At 59.0% G+C, this 21,200-nt stretch carries 21 protein-coding genes; 13 read left to right on the top strand and 8 right to left on the bottom strand.

Annotation, left to right across the window (positions count from 1 at the left end; all coding sequences use genetic code 11):
* Positions 1–28: 28 nt before the first annotated feature.
* The gene (locus KUF73_RS08070) at positions 29–787 is read right to left on the bottom strand and encodes a methyltransferase domain-containing protein (RefSeq protein WP_218437512.1); all 759 of its coding nucleotides are present in this window, start codon (positions 785–787) and stop codon (positions 29–31) included.
* 65 nt (positions 788–852) lie between these two features.
* Between KUF73_RS08070 and gloB the strand changes: the two genes are divergently transcribed.
* From gloB to fabI, 8 genes are all read left to right on the top strand, one after another.
* Positions 853–1,620 carry a hydroxyacylglutathione hydrolase gene (gene gloB, locus KUF73_RS08065; protein ID WP_218437902.1) on the top strand — a complete coding sequence of 256 codons (768 nt, stop codon included), beginning with the start codon at positions 853–855 and terminating at the stop codon, positions 1,618–1,620.
* 99 nt (positions 1,621–1,719) lie between these two features.
* On the top strand, positions 1,720–3,174 hold the full coding sequence (locus tag KUF73_RS08060) for a transglycosylase SLT domain-containing protein (RefSeq protein WP_218437511.1): 1,455 nt from the start codon (positions 1,720–1,722) through the stop codon (positions 3,172–3,174).
* Positions 3,175–3,392: 218 nt separating this feature from the next.
* The gene (locus tag KUF73_RS08055) at positions 3,393–5,207 is read left to right on the top strand and encodes an extracellular solute-binding protein (protein WP_371135435.1); all 1,815 of its coding nucleotides are present in this window, start codon (positions 3,393–3,395) and stop codon (positions 5,205–5,207) included.
* Positions 5,204–7,045: an extracellular solute-binding protein gene (locus tag KUF73_RS08050; RefSeq protein WP_218437509.1), complete on the top strand. Its 1,842-nt coding sequence runs from the start codon at positions 5,204–5,206 to the stop codon at positions 7,043–7,045. Before KUF73_RS08055 ends, KUF73_RS08050 begins: the two co-directional genes overlap by 4 nt.
* 4 nt (positions 7,046–7,049) lie before the next feature.
* A complete protein-coding gene (locus KUF73_RS08045) occupies positions 7,050–8,123 on the top strand; it encodes a microcin C ABC transporter permease YejB (protein ID WP_218437508.1) in 1,074 nt (357 codons plus the stop codon).
* A 1-nt stretch (position 8,124) separates the two neighbouring features.
* Complete coding sequence (locus KUF73_RS08040; protein WP_130210695.1) at positions 8,125–9,144, top strand: ABC transporter permease; 1,020 nt, start codon at positions 8,125–8,127, stop codon at positions 9,142–9,144.
* Position 9,145: 1 nt separating this feature from the next.
* On the top strand, positions 9,146–10,756 hold the full coding sequence (locus KUF73_RS08035; RefSeq protein WP_218437507.1) for an ABC transporter ATP-binding protein: 1,611 nt from the start codon (positions 9,146–9,148) through the stop codon (positions 10,754–10,756).
* A gap of 19 nt (positions 10,757–10,775) precedes the next feature.
* On the top strand, positions 10,776–11,570 hold the full coding sequence (gene fabI / locus KUF73_RS08030; protein WP_150768896.1) for an enoyl-ACP reductase FabI: 795 nt from the start codon (positions 10,776–10,778) through the stop codon (positions 11,568–11,570).
* 141 nt (positions 11,571–11,711) lie between these two features.
* On the opposite strand, the gene KUF73_RS08025 is transcribed toward fabI, so the two are convergent.
* On the bottom strand, positions 11,712–12,566 hold the full coding sequence (locus KUF73_RS08025) for a LysR family transcriptional regulator (protein ID WP_218437506.1): 855 nt from the start codon (positions 12,564–12,566) through the stop codon (positions 11,712–11,714).
* Between the two features lie 114 nt (positions 12,567–12,680).
* Between KUF73_RS08025 and KUF73_RS08020 the strand changes: the two genes are divergently transcribed.
* The 3 genes from KUF73_RS08020 (at position 12,681) to KUF73_RS08010 (ending at position 14,005) form a co-directional block, all read left to right on the top strand.
* Complete coding sequence (locus KUF73_RS08020) at positions 12,681–13,106, top strand: VOC family protein (RefSeq protein ID WP_218437505.1); 426 nt, start codon at positions 12,681–12,683, stop codon at positions 13,104–13,106.
* Between the two features lie 239 nt (positions 13,107–13,345).
* Positions 13,346–13,654: a hypothetical protein gene (locus KUF73_RS08015; RefSeq protein ID WP_218437504.1), complete on the top strand. Its 309-nt coding sequence runs from the start codon at positions 13,346–13,348 to the stop codon at positions 13,652–13,654.
* A gap of 45 nt (positions 13,655–13,699) precedes the next feature.
* A complete protein-coding gene (locus KUF73_RS08010) occupies positions 13,700–14,005 on the top strand; it encodes a hypothetical protein (protein ID WP_218437503.1) in 306 nt (101 codons plus the stop codon).
* Positions 14,006–14,018: 13 nt separating this feature from the next.
* On the opposite strand, the gene KUF73_RS08005 is transcribed toward KUF73_RS08010, so the two are convergent.
* The 6 genes from KUF73_RS08005 to KUF73_RS07980 all read right to left on the bottom strand — a co-directional run bounded on the left by KUF73_RS08005 (position 14,019) and on the right by KUF73_RS07980 (position 19,536).
* Positions 14,019–14,600 (bottom strand): GGDEF domain-containing protein, encoded by a 582-nt coding sequence (locus tag KUF73_RS08005; protein WP_218437502.1) that lies wholly within the window; start codon positions 14,598–14,600, stop codon positions 14,019–14,021.
* Positions 14,601–14,674: 74 nt separating this feature from the next.
* Complete coding sequence (locus tag KUF73_RS08000; protein WP_218437501.1) at positions 14,675–15,253, bottom strand: hypothetical protein; 579 nt, start codon at positions 15,251–15,253, stop codon at positions 14,675–14,677.
* Position 15,254: 1 nt separating this feature from the next.
* Positions 15,255–17,423 carry a xanthine dehydrogenase family protein molybdopterin-binding subunit gene (locus KUF73_RS07995; RefSeq protein ID WP_218437500.1) on the bottom strand — a complete coding sequence of 723 codons (2,169 nt, stop codon included), beginning with the start codon at positions 17,421–17,423 and terminating at the stop codon, positions 15,255–15,257.
* A 7-nt stretch (positions 17,424–17,430) separates the two neighbouring features.
* Positions 17,431–17,886, bottom strand: a complete 456-nt coding sequence (locus KUF73_RS07990; protein ID WP_218437499.1) for a (2Fe-2S)-binding protein — start codon at positions 17,884–17,886, stop codon at positions 17,431–17,433.
* Positions 17,887–18,133: 247 nt separating this feature from the next.
* Positions 18,134–19,288 carry an NnrS family protein gene (locus tag KUF73_RS07985; RefSeq protein WP_218437498.1) on the bottom strand — a complete coding sequence of 385 codons (1,155 nt, stop codon included), beginning with the start codon at positions 19,286–19,288 and terminating at the stop codon, positions 18,134–18,136.
* Positions 19,288–19,536, bottom strand: coding sequence for a transmembrane sensor/regulator PpyR (locus KUF73_RS07980; RefSeq protein WP_218437497.1), 249 nt, complete (start codon positions 19,534–19,536; stop codon positions 19,288–19,290). The genes KUF73_RS07985 and KUF73_RS07980 overlap by 1 nt, the downstream gene beginning before the upstream one ends.
* Positions 19,537–19,801: 265 nt before the next feature.
* On the opposite strand from KUF73_RS07980, the gene KUF73_RS07975 reads away from it, so the two are divergent.
* Both KUF73_RS07975 and KUF73_RS07970 read left to right on the top strand, forming a co-directional pair.
* Entirely contained in the window at positions 19,802–20,305 is a 504-nt protein-coding gene (locus tag KUF73_RS07975; RefSeq protein WP_218437496.1) for a VOC family protein, read from the top strand.
* 33 nt (positions 20,306–20,338) lie between these two features.
* The gene (locus KUF73_RS07970; RefSeq protein WP_218437495.1) at positions 20,339–21,172 is read left to right on the top strand and encodes an AraC family transcriptional regulator; all 834 of its coding nucleotides are present in this window, start codon (positions 20,339–20,341) and stop codon (positions 21,170–21,172) included.
* Positions 21,173–21,200 lie beyond the last annotated feature (28 nt).

Here is a 21,200-nt window from a genome sequence, read left to right as displayed (position 1 = left end):
TAAACCCGGCCAGGAATATAAATGTGTATTACGGTTCGATATTGCGACGATTGACCTTGGCCATCGGCAAGGGAATCAGCTTACCCATCGGTTCGCGGCGCTCCTGTCGGACGGGCCGCAGACCGACCACGATCTTGCGCGCAACCAATAAATAGAAGCCGCCACCGGAGAGCTGCCAGTTACCCGCCATGCGCTCCCAACCGGCCAGACGCGTCTGCCAGGCGGGTGAAGCGAGCGGCGGACGATAGCACCCGAAGCGGCGTTTCTCCAGCGCGAAGCCCAGCAGGTTCAGCCAGTCGGCTACCCGCGATGGTGAAATGCAACGGGCCTTGCGCATCGCATCATGAGCAAACACATGACGCAGCCCCCAACTGCTCCAGGGGTTGATCCCGATGATCAACAGATGCCCGCCGGGCCGCACGCTGCTCGCCGCTTCACGCAGCAAACCGTGGGGCGACAAGCAGAAATCCAGCCCATGCTGCAACACCACCACATCGGCGGCATGCTCGCTCAGCGGCCAGGCCTGTTCTTCGCAGACAATCTCGACGCCCGGTAACGGTGCACCCAGGCGCACATTGCGCTGAACCTGTGGTGCCGACGGCGGCGTCTGCGCCGACGGGCCGTAATGCACCAGATAACCGCCGAAAAAGCGCCCGAGCTCGTCTTCGAGCATGCGTCGTTCTTCATCCAGCAAAAACTGCCCGATGGGACCGGACAGCCAATCACGGGCTGCGCTGATCAACGCCAGCCAGTCAGGGTCAGCCTGAGCGAACGCTTTATCGGTCATTGCATTCTCCAACGCGCCAGGAAGTTCTAAGATGCGCCTTTGTTTTCAGCTTGGCGAATCCGACGATGATACAGATCACAGCCCTGCCCGCCTTTACCGACAACTACATCTGGTTGTTACAGGACCCCAGTACCCGGCGCTGCGCCGTGGTCGATCCGGGCGATGCCGCGCCGGTTCAAGCCTGGCTTGCGGAACACCCGGAATGGGTCCTGAGCGACATTCTGATCACTCACCATCATCATGACCACGTCGGCGGCGTCGAGCGGCTGAAAAAAGCCACTGATGCCACCGTTTATGGCCCGGCCAGCGAAAACATCCCGGAGTGCAATGTTGCCCTCAAGGATAACGACCGCATCAATGTGCTGGGCCATGACTTCGATGTCATCGCCGTACCCGGCCATACCCTGGGTCACATTGCCTATTATCATCGCGGCCTGCTGTTTTGCGGCGACACCCTGTTCGCTGCCGGTTGCGGACGTTTGTTCGAGGGCACGCCCCTGCAAATGTACACCTCGCTGTCGCGTCTCGCGGCCCTTCCCGAGGACACGCATGTCTATTGCACCCATGAATACACGCTGAGCAATCTGCGCTTCGCCGCAGCGGTCGAGCCCGGCAATCCGGACACTCAAGAACGCCTCGCAACGGTCACTCGGCAACGGGAGGCCGGGATCATCACGCTGCCGTCCACGGTGGCTCTGGAAAAACGCACAAACCCGTTTTTACGCACCGCTGAAACATCTGTTAAAGAAAAAGCGGACGAACGGACCGGCACACATAACTCTGCGCCCGATATGGTTTTTGCGGTTTTGAGAGCCTGGAAAGACACGTTCTAAAGACCTTGCACGATGGTCCAAAAATTCTGAATGGTTGACCGCAGGGGGTGCGCTTTCTAGAATCGCCCGACATTTTTGCCCGGAACTTACTTCCAGCCAATGTCGTCACCTATTCGTAAAGCCATCAATTCGGATGCATTGACCCGCCTGGCTCAAGCCATAGCGGTGGCTGTGTCCGCGACATTGGCAGGCTGTTCAAGCCATGTGCCGCAAACCGACGCGGCGCACACTCCGAATATTGCCGCGCGTGCCAAGCAGAAACCGATCTGGCTCAGCGAAAAGCCGAGCCCGCAGGTTCCGCAGGACGTCTGGGAGCGCATGCGTCAAGGCTTCCAGTTGCAGGATGGCCTGGGCGTCAACCCGCGCATCGAGCAACAGCGCCTGTGGTTTGCCAGCAATCCGTCGTTCCTTGAAAACGCCGGTGAGCGTGGCAGTCTCTACATTCACTACATCATCGAACGCCTTGAAGAACGCAACATGCCGCTGGAACTGGCATTGCTGCCAGTGATTGAAAGCGCCTACAACCCGATGGCCTACTCCCGGGCTGACGCGGTGGGTCTCTGGCAATTCATCCCTTCCACCGGGCGTTACTACAACCTGCGCCAAACCCGTTTCTATGATGGCCGTCGCGATATCACCGCCTCGACCACTGCGGCGATGGATTACCTGACCCGCCTGCACGACATGTTCAACGGTGACTGGCTGCTGGCCCTGGCGGCTTACAACGCTGGCGAAGGTACGGTCAGCCGGGCTATCGAGCGTAACGAAAAGCTCGGTCTGCCAACCGATTACTGGAACCTGCCGCTGCCCGCCGAAACCCAGGCCTACGTGCCCAAGTTGCTGGCGCTCTCGCAAGTGGTACTGGCCCCTGAAGCCTATGGCGTAAACCTCAATCCGATCGCCAACGAACCGTACTTCCAGGTCGTCGAAATCAACCAGCGCATGGACCTGTCCAAGGTCGCTGAAGTCGCCAACATCGACGAAGACGAACTGTTCCAGCTCAACCCGGCATTCAAACAGCGCACCACCATCGACGGCCCCCAGCATTTGCTGGTGCCGACGTCCAAGGCGCAACTGCTGACCAGTAGCCTTCAGACCATGCGTCCTGAAGAGCTGATCAGCAAGAAACAGCTCAAGCCAGTCTTTGACAACGCCGACAACACCGCCGTGGCGAGCGTCAAACGCAACTACAAGGTCAAGCGCGGCGACAGCCTGGGCACCATCGCCAAGGCCAATAACGTAGACATCAAAGACCTGCAACGCTGGAACAAGTTGAGCGGCAAAAACATCAAGCCTGGCCAGACGCTGGTCATGCAGGTGCAAGACACCAGCAAACGCGGCTCCGGGCGCATCAATACCGTGGTTGCGTCTAACACCAAGAGCAAAACCAAGACCGAGAAGCCGCAGACCCAATACAAGGTCCAGCAAGGCGACTCGTTGTACATGGTAGCCAAGCGTTTCAACGTCGAAATGCAACACCTCAAGCGCTGGAACCCGCGTGTCGGTCAAGCCTTGAAGCCAGGTCAGATGTTGACGGTTGCCAACCCGCACTAAAACTGTAGGAACGAGCTTGCTCGCGAAAAACCCAAGGGCACCGAGTTGATTCAGGCCCCCCGGGGCATCGTCGACCATCATCGCGAGCAAGCTCGCTCCTACAGGATTGTGATCGCCCAAATCCCCCGCCTTTTTCCTGTCCATACAAGCTGTTACTGTACGGCCCACAAAGCCCAAGCCGCCTGGATCGGATCTCTGACTTGAAGCGTCCCCTCCTCCTGTTCCTGATCAGCCTGGCCTTGAGCTCCACCGCAAGCGCGACGATCAGCGAAAGCCATGGTTATGCGCAGTTCGGCACGCTCAAGTACCCGGCCAGATTTACCCACTTCGACTGGGTCAACCCGCAAGCGCCCAAGGGCGGTACGTTGCGGGTGATGGCGTTTGGCACCTTCGATACACTCAACCCTTACACCTTCAAGGGCACCAGCCCGGTTACCACGCCGAACTTCCTGCAATACGGCATCAACGAACTCAACGAACCGTTGATGGTCGGCACTGGCCAGTACGCGCCGTCCGGCGACGAGCCAACCTCCAGTTATGGCCTGATCGCCCAATCGGTGGAGTACAGCGAGGACCGCAGCTGGGTGGTATTCAACCTGCGCCCCGAAGCACGCTTCCACGATGGCACGCCGATCACCGCCTACGACGTGGCGTTCTCCTACCGCTTGCTCCTCAAGGAGGGACATCCGCAGTACCGCACCAGCCTTCAGGAAGTGTCGCGTGTCGATATCCTTAACCCGCAACGTATTCGCTTCGTCTTCAAGCGCGCCGGCAATCCATTGCAAATCCTGCGCCTGGGCGAATTGCCGGTGCTGCCGCAGCATTACTGGAAAGGTCGCGATTTCAAGGCCACCACTTTCGAACCGCCGCTGGGCAGCGGGCCGTATCGCATTACTTCGGTGACGCCGGGGCGACAGATCGTGTTCGAACGGGTCAAGGATTATTGGGGCAAGGACCTGGCGGTCAATCGTGGCAAGTACAACTTCGACCGAATGGAAGTCGAGTTCTACCGCGACAGCGACGTGGCGTTCGAGGCCTTCAAAGCCGGCGAGTTCGACATCTACATCGAACATCAGGCGAAAAACTGGGACACCGGCTACAACTTCCCGGCAATCCGCCGCGGCGATGTGATCAAGGCGCAGATTCCGCACCAGATCCCGACCCAGAGCCAAGGCCTGTTCATGAACAGCCGCCGCCCGCCGTTTGCCGAGGCCAAGGTTCGCGAAGCGCTAGGCTTGATGTTCGATTTCGAGTGGACCAACCGTACGCTGTTCAGCGGCGCCTACCAGCGCGCCATGAGTTACTACCCCAACAGCGAGTTCTCGGCCACCGGCCTGCCGGTGGGTCATGAATGGCTGATGCTCAAGCCCTATCGCGAGCAATTGCCCGCCAGATTGTTCACCGAGCCCTTTAGCCTGCCGCAGACCCAAGGCGCTGGCATCCCCCGGGAAACCCTGCGCAAAGCCCTGGGGCTGCTCGCCGAGGCCGGCTGGAAACTCAACGGCCAGCGCTTGCAGAACGCAGCCGGACAACCGCTGCGTCTGGAGATCCTGCTGGTCAATCCGAACCTGGAGCGCATCCTTCAGCCTTATGTCGAGAACCTCGCCAGCATCGGCGTCGACGCACGGCTGCGTACGGTTGATCGCGCCCAATACAAACAGCGCCTCGACCAGTTCGATTTCGACATGATCCTCATGACCCTCAACCAGACCCTCAGCCCCGGCCTGGAACAATGGCAGTACTTTCACTCCAGCCAGGCCGGGATCAAGGGCAGCAAGAATTACGCTGGCATCGCCAACCCGGTGATCGATCACTTGCTCGAACAACTGCTCGCGGCGCAAAGCCGCGATGAACAAGTCGCCGCCGGCAAGGCCCTTGATCGCGTGCTGCTGTGGCAGCACTACATCATTCCCAATTGGTACCTCAATTATCACCGCCTGGCTTACCGCAACCGGTTGGCCTTCGTCACCACGCCGCCCTACACCCTGGGCCTGAGCGCGTGGTGGCTGAAATCTTCGGAGAAAGATCAATGAAACCAGCAAGCGCCCTGCTCCTGCAGGCCAGCGCCCTGTTGTTCGCCGGGCTGGCCTGCGCCGCGCCGCAACATGCCCTGACCCTGTACAACGAGCCACCGAAGTACCCGGCCGATTTCAAATATTTCGATTACGTCAATCCGGACGCGCCCAAGGGCGGTAAATTCCGTCAGGCCGGTTTTGGTGGCTTCGACAGCCTCAACCCGTTTATCAGCAAGGGGGTTGCAGCGGACGACATCAATTTGATCTACGACACCCTGGCCAAACAGGGCCTCGATGAACCGTTCACCGAGTACGGGCTGGTCGCCGGCAAGATCGAAAAGGCCCCTGACAACACCTGGGTGCGTTTCTACCTGCGCCCCGAAGCGCGCTTCCACGACGGCCATCCGATCCGTGCCGAGGACGTGGTGTTCAGCTTCCAGACCCTGATCAAAGACGGCGCGCCGATGTACCGCGGTTACTACAGCGACGTCGATGAAGCCGTCGCCGAGGACCCGCTCACAGTGCTGTTCAAATTCAAGCACAACAACAACCGCGAACTACCGTTGATCCTCGGTCAGTTGCCAGTCCTGCCCAAACATTGGTGGGCCACCCGTGACTTCAACAAAGGCAACCTGGAAATTCCGCTGGGCAGTGGTCCTTACAAAGTCACCGAGGTAAAGGCCGGTCGTTCGGTGCGCTACGAGCGCGTCAAGGATTACTGGGGCAAGGACCTGCCAGCCAACCGCGGCTTTTACAATTTCGACGTGATGACCACCGACTATTACCGCGACAACACCGTCGCGCTGGAGGCGCTCAAGGCCGGGCAGTTCGATTACTGGCTGGAGATGACCGCGAAAAACTGGGCCAACGCCTACAACATCCCGGCGGTGACCGAAGGCCGTCTGATCAAGGAGCAGATTGCCAATGGCAACCCCACCGGCATGCAGGGTTTCGTGTTCAACCTGCGTCGCCCGCTGTTCCAGGACGTGCGGGTGCGTCAGGCCCTGACTTTGTTGCTGGACTTCGAGTGGACCAACAAGCAATTGTTCAACGGCGCCTACGCGCGCACCCGCAGTTATTTCGAGAATTCGGAAATGGCCGCCACCGGCCTGCCGGATGCCGATCAACTGGCGATCCTCGATCCGTTCCGCGGCAAGATTCCCGAGCAAGTGTTCAACGAGGCATTCCAGAACCCGATGACCGATGCCAGCGGCATGATCCGCACCCAGCAACGCAAGGCTTATCAGCTGTTGCAAGAGGCCGGCTGGCGCATCGTCGATGACAAAATGGTCGACACCACTGGCAAACCGGTGACCATCGAATTCCTGTTGGCCCAGACCGAGTTCGAACGGGTGCTATTGCCATTCAAACGCAACCTGAGCGACCTGGGCATCGACCTGGTGATCCGCCGGGTCGACGTCTCGCAATACGTCAATCGCGTGCGTTCACGGGACTTCGACATGATCGTCGGTAGCTTCCCGCAGTCCAACTCACCGGGCAATGAACAACGCGAGTTCTGGATGACCGCAGCTGCCGACAAACCCGGCAGCCGCAATTCCATGGGCCTCAAAGACCCGGTGGTAGACCAACTGGTCGAACAACTGATCAACGCCGATTCGCGCAAAAGCCTGGTGGCCCATGCGCGCGCACTGGACCGCGTGCTGCAATGGGGCTATTACGTGATCCCCAACTGGCACATCAAAACCTGGCGCGTGGCGTACTGGAACCACATCGGTCACCCCAAGGTCTCGCCTAAATATGACATTGGCATCAACACCTGGTGGGTCAAGCCCGATGCCAAACCGGCGATAGAGATCGAAACCAAACTGCAAGCCGACCCTGCGGGCACGGAGTAATCAGATGCTGGCGTATATTTTTCGGCGACTGCTGCTGATCATCCCGACCTTGTTCGGCATTTTGCTGATCAACTTCGTGATCATCCAGGCCGCCCCCGGCGGGCCGGTGGAACAGATGATCGCCAAGCTCGAAGGCTTCGAGGGTGCCACCAGCCGCATCGCCGGTGGCGGCGCGGAAGTGTCGGTGGCCGGCTCCGCGTATCGCGGCGCACAAGGCCTGGACCCGGCACTGGTCAAGGAAATCGAGCACATGTACGGCTTCGACAAATCGGCGCCGGAACGCTTGTGGATCATGGTCAAGAACTACGCCACCCTGGATTTCGGCGACAGCTTCTTCCGCGACGCCAAGGTCATCGACCTGATCAAGGAAAAGATGCCCGTATCGATCTCCCTCGGGTTGTGGAGCACGCTGATCATGTACCTGGTGTCGATCCCGCTGGGGATCGCCAAGGCAACGCGGCACGGCAGCCACTTCGACGTCTGGACCAGTTCGGCGATCATTGTCGGCTACGCGATCCCGGCGTTTCTGTTCGCCATCCTGCTGATCGTGGTGTTTGCCGGGGGCAGCTATCTCGACTGGTTTCCGTTGCGCGGGCTGACGTCGAACAACTTCGACGAACTGAGCATGGGCGGCAAGGTGCTCGATTACTTCTGGCACCTGGCGCTGCCGGTGACCGCGCTGGTGATCGGCAACTTCGCGACCATGACCCTGCTGACCAAAAACAGCTTCCTCGATGAAATCAACAAACAGTACGTGGTCACCGCCAAGGCCAAGGGCCTGACCAACCATCGCGTGCTGTACGGCCACGTGTTCCGCAACGCGATGCTGCTGGTGATTGCCGGTTTCCCGTCGGCGTTCATCGGCATCTTCTTCACGGGCTCGCTGTTGGTGGAAGTGATTTTCTCCCTCGACGGCCTCGGTCTGATGAGTTTCGAAGCGGCGATCAACCGCGATTACCCGGTGGTGTTCGGCACGCTGTTTATCTTCACCTTGCTCGGTCTGGTGGTGAAACTGATCGGCGACCTCACCTACACCTTTGTCGATCCACGTATCGACTTCGAAAGCCGGGAGCATTGAGATGAACCTGTCCCCGCTCAATCGCCGGCGCTTCGAACTGTTCAAGGCCAACAAGCGTGGCTGGTGGTCGCTGTGGCTGTTTCTGATCCTGTTCGGCGCCAGCCTCGGCGCCGAGTTGATCGCCAACGACAAACCGCTGGTGGTGCACTACGACAACAACTGGTATTTCCCGGCACTCAAGCGCTACCCGGAAACCACCTTCGGTGGCGAATTTCCGCTGGAAGCCAACTACAAGAGCCCGTACATCCGCGAATTGCTCAAGGCCAAGGACGCCTGGGTGCTGTGGGCGCCGATTCCCTATAGCTACCAGAGCATCAACTACGACCTGAAAGTCCCGGCCCCCGCACCACCGTCGACGGACAACCTGCTGGGCACTGACGATCAGGGCCGCGATGTGTTGGCCCGGGTGATTTACGGCTTCCGCATTTCCGTACTGTTTGCCCTGACACTGACCCTGTTCAGCTCGCTCATCGGAGTGATTGCCGGGGCGTTGCAGGGCTTCTACGGCGGCTGGGTCGATCTGGCCGGGCAGCGCTTCCTGGAGATCTGGTCCGGGTTGCCGGTGCTGTATCTGTTGATCATTCTCGCCAGTTTCGTCCAGCCGAATTTCTGGTGGCTGCTGGGCATCATGCTGCTGTTTTCCTGGATGAGCCTGGTGGATGTGGTTCGCGCCGAGTTCCTGCGCGGGCGTAATCTGGAATACGTACGCGCGGCCCGGGCGCTGGGCATGCAGAATGGCGCGATCATGTTCCGCCACATCCTGCCCAACGCCATGGTCTCGACCATGACCTTCATGCCGTTCATCCTGACCGGTGCCATCGGCACACTGACCGCCCTGGATTTCCTCGGCTTTGGCTTGCCGGCCGGCAGTCCGTCACTGGGCGAGCTTGTGGCCCAGGGCAAATCCAACCTGCAAGCGCCGTGGCTCGGCATGAGCGCGTTTGCGGTGTTGGCCTTGATGCTGAGTTTGCTGGTGTTTATCGGCGAGTCCGCTCGCGATGCCTTCGACCCGAGGAAGTGAAATGAATCAGGACAATCTGATCGAAGTGCGCGACCTCGCCGTCGAATTTGTCGTCGGTGATCGTTGTCAGCGGGTAGTCGAAGGCGTCAGCTTCGATATCAAGCGTGGCGAGACCTTGGCGCTGGTCGGTGAAAGCGGCTCCGGCAAATCGGTGACCGCGCACTCGATCCTGCGCCTGCTGCCCTACCCGCTGGCCCGGCATCCGTCCGGCACCATCGAGTATTCCGGCCAGGACCTGCTGAGCCTGAAAGAAAAAACCATCCGCCACATCCGCGGCAACCGGATCGCAATGATCTTTCAGGAGCCGATGACCTCGCTCAACCCGCTTCACTCGATCGAAAAGCAGATCAACGAGGTGCTGGGTATCCACAAGGGTCTGGTCGGTAAAGTCGCCACCAAACGCACCCTGGAATTGCTGGAGATGGTCGGCATTCCTGAGCCGCACAAGCGCCTCAAGGCCCTGCCCCACGAATTGTCCGGTGGTCAGCGCCAGCGCGTGATGATTGCCATGGCCCTGGCCAACGAGCCCGAGCTGCTGATTGCCGACGAGCCAACCACCGCGCTGGACGTGACCGTTCAGCTGAAAATCCTCGAACTGCTCAAGGAATTGCAGGCTCGCCTGGGCATGGCATTGCTGCTGATCAGCCACGATTTGAACCTGGTGAAAAGAATTGCGCATCGGGTATGTGTCATGCAGCGCGGTTGCATCGTCGAACAGGCATCGTGCGAAGAGTTGTTCCGCGCACCGCAGCATCCGTACACTCGGATCCTGCTGGCAGCGGAGCCCAGCGGCACACCGGCGACCAACGTGGTTGGCCCGCCATTGCTGGCGGTCGAGGACCTGAAAGTCTGGTTCCCGATCAAGAAAGGTCTGCTGAAAAAGACCGTGGATTACGTCAAAGCAGTAGACGGCATCAATTTCAGCCTGCCCCAAGGCCAGACCCTGGGGATTGTGGGAGAAAGCGGTTCCGGTAAATCCACGTTGGGTCTGGCGATCCTGCGGTTGATTGGCAGCAAAGGCACCATCCGTTTTGAAGGCAAACAGCTAGACTGCCTGACGCAGCAACAGGTCAGGCCGCTTCGACGGGAGATGCAAGTGGTGTTTCAGGACCCGTTCGGCAGCCTGAGCCCGCGGATGTGCGTGAGCCAGATCGTTGGCGAAGGCCTGCGGATCCACAAGATGGGCACCGAGGCGGAACAGGAACAAGCGATTATTGCGGCACTCAAGGAGGTAGGTCTGGACCCGGAAACCCGGAACCGCTACCCCCACGAATTTTCCGGTGGGCAACGGCAGAGAATCGCCATTGCCCGGGCATTAGTGCTAAAACCGGCGTTGATTCTGCTGGACGAGCCGACTTCGGCCCTCGACCGCACCGTTCAACGCCAAGTGGTGGAGCTGCTGCGTTCACTGCAAGCCAAGTACAATCTGACGTATTTGTTTATCAGCCATGACCTGGCTGTCGTTAAAGCACTGAGCCACCAGCTGATGGTGGTCAAGCATGGCCAAGTGGTCGAACAGGGAGACGCGCAAAGTATTTTTGCCGCCCCCCAACATCCGTATACACAGCAGTTGCTGGAAGCCGCTTTCCTGGCTCCAGCCACTGCGCAATAACCTGAAAGAGGAGCAACACATGGGTTTTCTCGCCGGTAAGCGCGTACTGATCGTCGGTGTCGCCAGCAAGCTGTCCATCGCATCCGGCATCGCTGCCGCCATGCATCGCGAGGGCGCTGAGCTTGCCTTCACTTATCAGAACGACAAACTCAAGGGTCGTGTCGAAGAGTTCGCACAGGGCTGGGGTTCGAGCCCTGAGCTGTGCTTCCCGTGCGACGTGGCCAGCGATGCAGAAATCGCCAAGGTCTTCGAAGAACTGAGCAAGAAGTGGGACGGCCTGGACTGCATCGTTCACTCCGTCGGCTTCGCCCCGGGCGACCAACTGGACGGCGACTTCACCGAAGCCACCACCCGTGACGGTTTCCGCATCGCTCACGACATCAGCGCCTACAGCTTCGTGGCCCTGGCCAAGGCTGGCCGCGAAATGATGAAAGGCCGCAACGGCAGCCTGCTGACCCTGTCGTACCTGGGCGCCGAGCGCACCATGCCGAACTACAACGTGATGGGCATGGCCAAGGCTTCCCTGGAAGCGGGCGTTCGTTACCTGGCCGGCTCCCTGGGCCCGGACGGCACTCGCGTCAACTGCGTATCGGCTGGCCCGATCCGTACCCTCGCGGCCTCCGGTATCAAGAACTTCCGCAAGATGCTGGCCGCCAACGAAGCGCAAACCCCGCTGCGTCGCAACGTCACCATCGACGAAGTCGGCAACGCCGGCGCCTTCCTGTGCTCGGACCTGGCGTCCGGCATCAGCGGCGAAATCATGTACGTGGACGGTGGTTTCAACACCACGGCCATGGGCAACATCGAAGAGTGATCTTCGGTTAGCCCATCAAAAACCCGCCTCGTCTGGCGGGTTTTTTATTGGAGTCAAAATCAAAAGATCGCAGCCTTCGGCAGCTCCTACATTGAACTCTGCAGGAGCTGCCGAACGCTGCGATCTTTCGATCTTCACGGTTCACAACAAACACCGCGCAAACAACTGCTGAATCGGCTGATGACGCTGGCTATAACGCTGCAACAACACAATCTCCCGATAAAACGTCAACTCACCCAAGCGGATCACCCGCACCTTCGCCCCGTGCTCAAGCCACAATCCCGCCTCGGGCAACAGTGAAATCCCCAAACCGCATTCGACCATTTTGACGATGGCTTCCAGCTCATCCAGCTCCAACGCGACTTGCACGTCGATTTGCTGTTCACGCAAGAACCGCGTCACCAGGCGCCCGCCAAACGAGTTGCGGTCGTAGCGCACATGCGGGTGTTCGGCGAGTAATCGCAATGGCTCGTCGCCTTCGAGGTCTGCCGGGACAATCAGCACAAACGGCTCGCGGCGAATCACCTGCGCTGACAATTCCTTGGGCAAGTCGAACGGCGGTTTGATCAGGATCGCCAGATCCACTTCGCCAGTGTCCACCTGACTCAACAGATTGAGCGACACGCCGGGCACCAGCTTCGGTTCCAGGAGTGGCGCCTGCTGACGCAATCGCAACAATGCCTGGGGCAGCAATCCGGTTTGGGCCGTAGCCACCGCGCCAATTTTCAATTCGCCACGGTACTCGCTGACATCATCGCTTACCGCCATACGGCTGAAGGTTTCCAGCATCTCTCGGGCCATGGGTAATGCCCGCTGCCCCGCCGCATTGAGCAGCGCCTGTCGCCCGGTGCGGTCGAACAAACGAATGCCAAGGGCCTGTTCCAGGTTACGAATCTGTGCGCTGACCGCCGATTGCGTCAGGCCGATGTGCATTGCTGCCGCCGCGAACGTGCCGTAACGGGTCACGGCGATGAAGGTTTTCAGTTCGCGCAGCATAGCGGCCTCGATTGATCGAAATTATTTGAGCTCGGTGTAAAAACTATCTTCTTTTAATCAAAAATCACAGGACTAAACTCATCCGGAATCCCCCCACTACTGAGGCGACTCTCAATGCAGCTTTCCCCTTTTCACCTTGCCATTCCGGTCTATGACCTGGCCGCCGCACGGCATTTCTATGGCAGCGTGTTCGGCCTCGAAGAAGGTCGCTCCAGCGACCATTGGGTCGATTTCAATTTCTTCGGCCATCAACTGGTGATTCACCTGGCGCCGAAAAATGCCTCGCAAGAAGCCGCTCACACCAACGCGGTTGACGGCCACGACGTGCCGGTGCCGCACTTCGGTGTGGTGCTGGGAATGCAGGAATGGGAAGCACTGGCGCAACGGCTGACAGCGCTGGAGACGCGGTTCGTGATTGAGCCGGGGATTCGATTTCAGGGACTGGTGGGCGAGCAGGCGACGATGTTTTTGTTTGATCCTTGCGGTAATGCGCTGGAGTTCAAGGCATTCAAGGATATTGGGCAGTTGTTTGCCAAATAGTCGGGAAAGTCATTCCCTTATCGTGGACAAACAGCTCCATTGAAAGCCTAACTATCGGCTGGTCAATATCTTGATCCAACCGGTAGTTACACTCTCTTAACATGAAACCCCTTTCGAAATAAAAATCCCGCCTGAAATTTCAAAACATTCTTAACCGAACACAAAAACCTGTAATTTATGACAGTAGCCAAGTTAGAGAGATAAAGATCAAATACTGAAAAACCAGCGAGAATATAATCATGCTTATAAGATCACTAACCGTAGCGCTCAGTTTAATTTCCGCCCTGCCTGTTTACGCTGCAGGTTATGGAGATATTCAATTCAGAAACATGACAAAATCAACTGTCATCACTGCAGAGATATATGGCAAAGACAAGAGAATCCTCTCCCCCGGAGAAATGTTCTTAGTAGCGCCATACCCTGTTGCAGGGGGCTTTTTAACTACAACAGCCGATGCGCCGGCAGTTACCTCAATCACCGTTTCAGAATCCACCAACTGCACAACCACCTACACGGCATTATGCATTCAGCTATTTTCAAAAGATTAAGGCGACACATAAATCGTCAGACACAGCCATTAAAAGGAGTCCAACATGAAAGCCTTCTATTTTTCCTTGATTATTTTAGCTGCTGCAACTCAACACGCAACCGCGGTCGAGATGACAAACCAAGGGTTTACCGTAGTCAACAAGACCGCCAGCAGTACTTACTCAATTTCCGTCGCGGGCAGTCCAGACACCATTGAACTTGCTCCTGGTAAAAGTTACAAAATTGAAAACTTGCCCACGACCGGAGTGACCATAAATGGAAGTCAGCTGAACAAGCTTTTTTTTGACAAACAGAAATGCGGCTCTGACGCAGGAGCTAGCTATTGCCTGAATATATTTGATCGACAATAACTAAACCATAGGGCTAACGGTTCATTACCCTCTGCGCCTCACCCAGCAACTCCTCGAATGTGCCATGAGCCGTCGGATCATGCTCAATCTGCCCAATACTGAAACGAATGTCATACCCGCGATGTGCCGTGGCATTGCGTTCGTCGAGCATTTCTTCGAGCCGCGCCTTGATTGCCGTGATATCGACGGCACCGGAACCGGTCAGCAAGGCGACGAAGGTCGCGCCTTCCAGCCGACCGATCACATCGTTTTCCCGGAAGCCGATGCGCAGCACGTCGGCGAAGGTTTTCAGGGCGTTATCGCCCTCGGTGCGGCCAAACAGGTAGTTAATGCGTTTGAAGTCATCGAGGTTGAAAAACAACAGCGTCGCTGGCCGCGCTAATTGTTCGCAAGCGTCCAGGCCCAGCTTGGCCAATGCGATGAAACCATGACGATTGGGCAGCAAAGTGAGCTCGTCCATGCTCGCCATCTGCACGCCTGTCAGCGCTTGCTCAGCCTTGCGGGCGAGGTCACGCAACAGTTCGCGTTCCTGCACGGGCGTGCGCAAAGGGTCTGCGCAGACGCCTGGTTTGTGAGATTTGCCTGGGATCAGCATCACTTACTCCAGTGGCGACGATGTACTTTAGAGTCACCTAGATTCGGTTTGACTCCCGGTTGACGCACCGTTGGTCAGCTACCCACTGGGCATGGCCCCCCCGCATCCGCCCAAACCTTGAATTGATCGACGAAGATGTCGTGCGGGACCGGCACCGGCTCGCGATTGCCACCCGGATTCCAGCCCCAGAGCACCAATTTGTCCTCGCTGACATGTTTGATCAGCGCCGCAAAATCACGGTCACCATTGCTGGAGCGGTCCTTGATCAGGGCACACAGCTTGTCCGGCGGCAGGCCGATCCAGGCCATTTTGTGTGCGGCCGGCGGCAGGCTCCAATGTGGCGCTCCCGGTGGGGCCTTGGGGCCGTAACTGTCCGGTGGATTGACTTCCGCGTGGCAAGTGGCACAGGGCAAACCCGCCGCGCCTTTGCCGTCCATGCCGCGCACGACGTTCATCGCGTGGGGTTTTCCGGCGTCGAACTGCAACGGTGAATCGCCGGGGATGTGGCAGTTCTGGCAACGCGGGCTCTGGAAGACTTTCTGCACGGTTTCGAACGCCTTCAAGGCTTCCCGGTCTTCGGCGAACAGCTCCGTGGCATAGATAAAAAGGCACAGCAGCAGCACCGCACCCAGCACCCAATGATGTCGTTTCATCTCACACCCCCGACAGCTGCAGCGGTAGCTCCCGCAGACGTTGCCCGGTCAAGGCGAACACCGCGTTAGCCACGGCCGGTGCCGTGGGTGGCACACCGGCCTCGCCAATGCCGCCGGGTTTTTCACTGCTGGGCAGGATATGCACTTCCACCACCGGCATTTCGTTGAGCCGCAGCACCTGGTAGTCGTGGTAATTGGACTGCACCACTTGCCCGTCCTTGAAGGTCAGCTTGCTGTGCAAGGTGAAACCCAGGCCGAAGGCAATGCATGATTCCATCTGCGCGGCGATGCTCTGCGGGTTCACCGCAATCCCGCAGTCCACCGCACACACCACCCGGTGTACGCGGATCGACAGGTTGTCCTGGGAGACCTCGGCCACTTGCGCCACGTAGCTGCCGAAAGACTCGTGCACCGCCACACCCAAGGCGTGGCCGTCCGGCAGCGGCGCTTTCCAGTTGGCCTTCTCCACCGCCAGATTGAGCACACCAAGGTGCCGTGGATGCTCCTTGAGCAAAGTCCGTCGGTATTCCACCGGGTCTTTGCCCGCCGCCGTGGCCAGCTCATCGATCAACGATTCCATGACGAATGCTGTGTGGCTGTGCCCCACCGAACGCAGCCACAGCACGCTGATGCCGGTTTGGGGCGAATGCAGTTCAACTTGATGGTTGGCCAGCCCTTCAAGGTACGGACTGTCCGCCACGCCTTCGACGGAGGTCTTGTCGATGCCGTCCTTGACCATCGCCGCTTCCAGCGAAGTGCCCGCCATGATCGATTGCCCGACCATCACATGCCTCCACGCCAAGGGCAGACCGTCGGCACCCAGACCGATCCGCGCCTGATGGAGGAACGCCGAGCGGTAATAGCCGCCGCGAATGTCGTCCTCCCGCGCCCACACGGTTTTCACCGGTCCGCCCGCCGCTTTCGCAACCTGCACCGCTTCGGCGACAAAGTCCGACGTCGGGTTGGCTCGACGACCAAAACCGCCGCCTAAAAACTCGGTGTGGATTTCGACCTGCTCTGGCTTGAGTCCGGTGATCTTCCCGGCGATCAGTTGATCCAGCGTCTGGAACTGCGTGCCGGTCCAGATTTCGCATTTGTCCTTGGTGATCTTTACCGTGCAGTTGAGCGGTTCCATCGGCGCATGGGCCAGATACGGCACGCTGTATTCGACGTCGATGGTCTTGCTCGCTTTGGCCAGCGCGGACTTGGTATCCCCAGCCTGACTGGCCGGAAGGCCGGGAGTGGCAGCGAGCTTACGGAAACTCTCCAGCAGTTTCAGGCTGTCGAGCCCGGTGTTCGGCCCCAGATCCCATTCGACCGTCAGTGCGTCGCGTCCCAGCTTCGCCGCCCAGTAATGATCAGCGATCACCGCCACGCCGGTTGGCACTTGCACTACTTTGTGCACGCCGGGTATCGCCAGCGCCCCGGCGCCTTCGAAAGATTTGACGCTGCCGCCGAACACGGGCGCACGGGCCACCATCGCGGTCATCAAGCCATCGAATTGCACGTCCATGCCGAACTTCGCGCGGCCGGTGATTTTTTCCGGCGTGTCCAGGCGCTTGGTGGGTTTGCCGATGATTGTCCAGTCCTTGGCTTCCTTGAGCTTGATCGACGCTGGATCCGGCACCGGCAGCTTGCCAGCGTCATCGGCCAATTCGCCGTAGGTGGCGCGCTGCTCGTCGGCGATAACCACCCCCGACTCGGTGCGAATCTGCGAGGGCGCAACGTTGAAGCGCTTGGCTGCCGCTTCGACCAACATCAACCGCGCGGCTGCACCGGCCTGACGGTAGCGGTCGAACTCCATCCAGGTCGAGGTCGAACCGCCAGTGATTTGCATCCCGCCAAACCCGGCCAGGCCGTAGAGGGCCGCCGAGGCCGGGGAATGTTCAACGCGGATTTTCGACCAGTCGGCGTCCAGTTCTTCGGCGATCAACATGGTCAGGCCGGTCCAGATGCCCTGGCCCATTTCCGAATGACCGAGCAACACGGTCACGCTGTTGTCATTGCCGATGCGCAGAAACGCATTCGGAGCGAACACGTTGCCCTGGTTCTCGGCACCGACTGCAAAACGATGGGCACCGGGGACGACAAACGCCACCACCAGCCCACCGCCCAGCACCGCACTGCCCTTGAGAAAACCACGACGTGATAACCGACGGATGGCGTTCATGGTCACCTCAACCCAGCTCGGCGGCGCGTTTGACCGCTGCGCGAATCCTTGGATAGGTGCCGCAGCGACAGATGTTGCCGGACAGTGCCTGATCGATATCGCTATCGGTCGGTTGCGGAATTTTCGCCAGCAACGCCGCCGCCGACATGATTTGCCCGGACTGGCAGTAGCCGCACTGCACCACATCGAGTTCGGCCCAGGCTTGTTGCACCGGGTGCGAGCCGTCAGTGGACAGGCCTTCGATGGTGAGGATTTTCTGCCCGTTGGCCACCGCCGTGGTGGGCGTAATGCAGGAGCGCAGTGGCGCGCCGTCGACGTGCACGGTGCAGGCACCGCACTGGGCCATGCCGCAGCCGAACTTGGTGCCGGTCAAGTGCGCGACATCGCGCAAGACCCAGAGCAACGGCATGTCCGCGGGGACATCCAGTTCCTGGTCCTTGCCATTGATATTCAGGGTCAGCATTGCGACGCTCCTCAGACTCACGGTGTTCTGAAGGGGGCGCTGCTGTGGTACTGAAAACCTACGCGCGCCTCGGCTTATCTCTACAGCTAAGCGCAATTTGCACCGCAGGCCGCAGCGTATCGACCACCGGTCACTCAACCTGTGGGAGCGAGCTTGCTCGCGATGGCGATGTAACCGTCAACATTGAAATCGACTGATACTCCCCTTCGCGAGCAAGCTCGCTCCTACAGGAGTGGTGCTGGATGGGTTAGGCCCTTGGCTTGCACAAAATCCCGGTATAGCGCAGCAGAAACAAGCCGAACGCCACACACCACAGCAGCGCCGACAGGCCCAACCCGACCCCGGAAAACGGCACCAGCAGCACCCGCGACAAGCCGGCCACCAGCATCAGGGCAAACCCCACAACGATCGCCTTCGAAGGCAGCAACGGCCGCCCGGTATGGCCAAGGCTGACCCGGGCAATCATCGCCAGAACCAACCCGCCGACACCTCCCACCGCCAGCGAGTGGGTGGCCAGGCTTTGTTGAGGCATCAGGCCGAGGTGCCACAGCGCCATGGCGAAAACCGCCACCACCAGCCAGGCGTACGACAGATACAGCGACCACAATAACGGCACGCGCCACATACCCCGATCATGCCAGCGCCACAACCGCAGCAGGTGCAAAACGCCCATCAGCACAAACAACGCCGCCAGCCAGAATCCGGGAACGTCATTCAAACCGAGGGCAAACGTCACCGCCGCAAACAAACCGCTCACCAGCAGAATTTTGCCGGGCAAGGGATTGGCTGCTGGTGTTGCCGGGCGATTCAAGCCGCGCTGAATGAAGAACGGGATTACGCGCCCGCCGATCACGCTCATCAATGCGCCCACCAACCACAACGCTGCCAGCACGCCGCGCCGTTGCAGCCCCACATCGTCGGTCGAGAACCCCCACAGCGTGATGGCCTGACACCCCGCCAGCAGCGTGATCACCAGCAAAATCGGATAGTTTTCGCGTTTGCGGGCTGCGATCAGATCCCGTCCCAGCACCCAGGCCAACAAGGGTAGAAAAGGCAGCTGCAACAGCAGCAACACCGCAGGAGGAATCGGCAACAGCCAGGCCAGTCGCGCCAGTAGCCAGACCAGCACCAACCCGATCAGCGGCCAGCCATTGAGCCCAGGTCGACCGGTCCAGTTCGCCACCGCCGTCAGCAGGAACCCGGCAATGATTGCCACGGCAAACCCGAACGGCATCTCGTGGCGATGCCAGGCGAGCATACCGCCCACCGGTTGTGCGCCGGGCAATCGCCCATACAACCACAGTGCCCAGATCGCTATTGCCACTGCGGCGAATGCGGCACCCGCCAGAAAGAACGGACGAAAGCCGATACTGAAAACTGGTGCAGCGGCGAATTTGCGCATCAGGCCAGCGCTACGGCCAGAGGCTTGCTCAGCCGGTGTTGGGCCAGCAAGCGCATGACGTAGCCGATTTTCAAAAGGGTTGGCCCGACGATCGTCATCGCGTGCATTGCGACCAGTGTGACGATCGACAGATGACCGTCGTAGAGGTAAGCGCCGTAGATGCCAGAAAACAGCATGACCAGGCCGATGCCGAGCACGCGGCTCGAGAGATGAAGAACGTTCTGAGGATTGCTGAAGAAATGGAACATTTTCCGTACTCCTGTAGCAGTTCAGTTGTACGTTTGCTGTTTCAAGTCCCGTGCCAGATATTTAATCCTTATAAATCAGTAGCTTGAAAAACATGAGTCATTACGACACCAATCAAAACGAGTCTCAACGACTCTACTCGAAGTCATATCGACTACACGAAGCACAAAAACACGAAGCACTTGTCGATCTACGGCACGGCCAGACGACCGGAGGCTGACTACGCTGATAGTCCAGCATGCAAAAACCTGCCAGGGAGACCCCGCCATGCTACATGCTCAAAAACTCACGCCTTGCCTGTGGTTCAACGGCCAGGCTGAAGAGGCTGCGAAGTTCTACTGTGCAATCTTCGATCATTCAAAAATCACCGCCATCACTCACTACGGCAAGGCCGGTCAAGAGCAGCATGGTCAGCCAGAAGGCTCGGTACTGACGGTCAGTTTTGAACTCGACGGACAGACGTTCACCGGGCTCAATGGTGGTCCTGCGTTTACCTTCAACGAAGCGATCTCGTTCCAGGTCAATTGCCAGACTCAGGAAGAAGTCGACCATTTCTGGGGGCGCCTGGCTGATGGCGGACCGGTTGAGGCGCAGCAATGCGGCTGGGTCAAAGACAAGTACGGCGTGTCGTGGCAGATCGTGCCCATCGCGATGATGGAGATGCTCAAAGACCCGGACACGACCAAATCCCAGCGTGCCATGGCGGCGATGATGCAGATGAAAAAACTCAATATTGCCGAGCTGCAACGAGCCTTTGACGGCGAGAACTAATACACTCCGAGGCTGAACTGCCAAGGACTGACCATGAAGCCCTCCAAGCTCAAGGACACCGACAAGGCCCCGCGCTTCTGGCGCGATGACGCCCTGCCCTTCGTCGAAGCCCGCACCATCGCCGACGGGCGCGAAGTCTGTTACACGCGGCATTCCCACGCGCATTTTTCCATCGGCGCGATCACCGCCGGGCGCAGTACGTATGTCCATGAGCAAGCGGCGTTCGAGGTCAGCGCCGGCACCGTGGTGCTGATGAACCCGGGCGATGTCCACGCCTGTAATCCAATCGATGACGAGCCCTGGTCGTACTTGATGCTGTATGTCGACACGGCGTGGCTCACCGATTTGCAACATCAACTCGGGTTCAGCGAGGACCTGGCGTTTCGGCGCTTCGCGCTTACCCACACGCCGGACGCCAATCTGTTTGAGGGGCTGAAGGCTTTGTATGAGGTGTTGATCGATCCGCTGCAGGATGCATTGCGCAAGCAAAGTGCGGCGGTGGAGTTTTTCACCGAGTTGCAACTGCACCTCAACCCCGCCGATCAGCCGCTGCGCGAGCCGAACTTCAAACTGGAGCGCGCCGCCGATTTCATCCGCGACCATTGCACGCAGATGCTCAAACTCGAAGACATTTGCGCAGCGGCACAGCTGTCGCCGTCTTACCTGATCCGTGCATTCAAGCAGCATTACGGCATGACGCCCCACGCTTTTCTGGTCAACCAACGCATCCAGTTTGCCCGCGATCAACTGCGCAATGGCAGGCTGATCGCCGATGTCGCACTGGAAGCGGGGTTTGCCGATCAGGCGCATTTTCAACGGGCGTTCAAACAGCATCTGGCGGCGACGCCGGGGCAATATCGGGGCTGACGCGAACCTTGCAGCAAAGAAACTCTCG

Origin of the sequence: Pseudomonas sp. PD9R (genome assembly GCF_019200975.1) — a bacterium.
In the GTDB taxonomy this organism is placed as follows: Bacteria; Pseudomonadota; Gammaproteobacteria; order Pseudomonadales; family Pseudomonadaceae; genus Aquipseudomonas.
The sequence above is the reverse complement of the archived record's forward strand: the minus strand, read 5'-3'. Positions and strand labels throughout refer to the sequence as shown.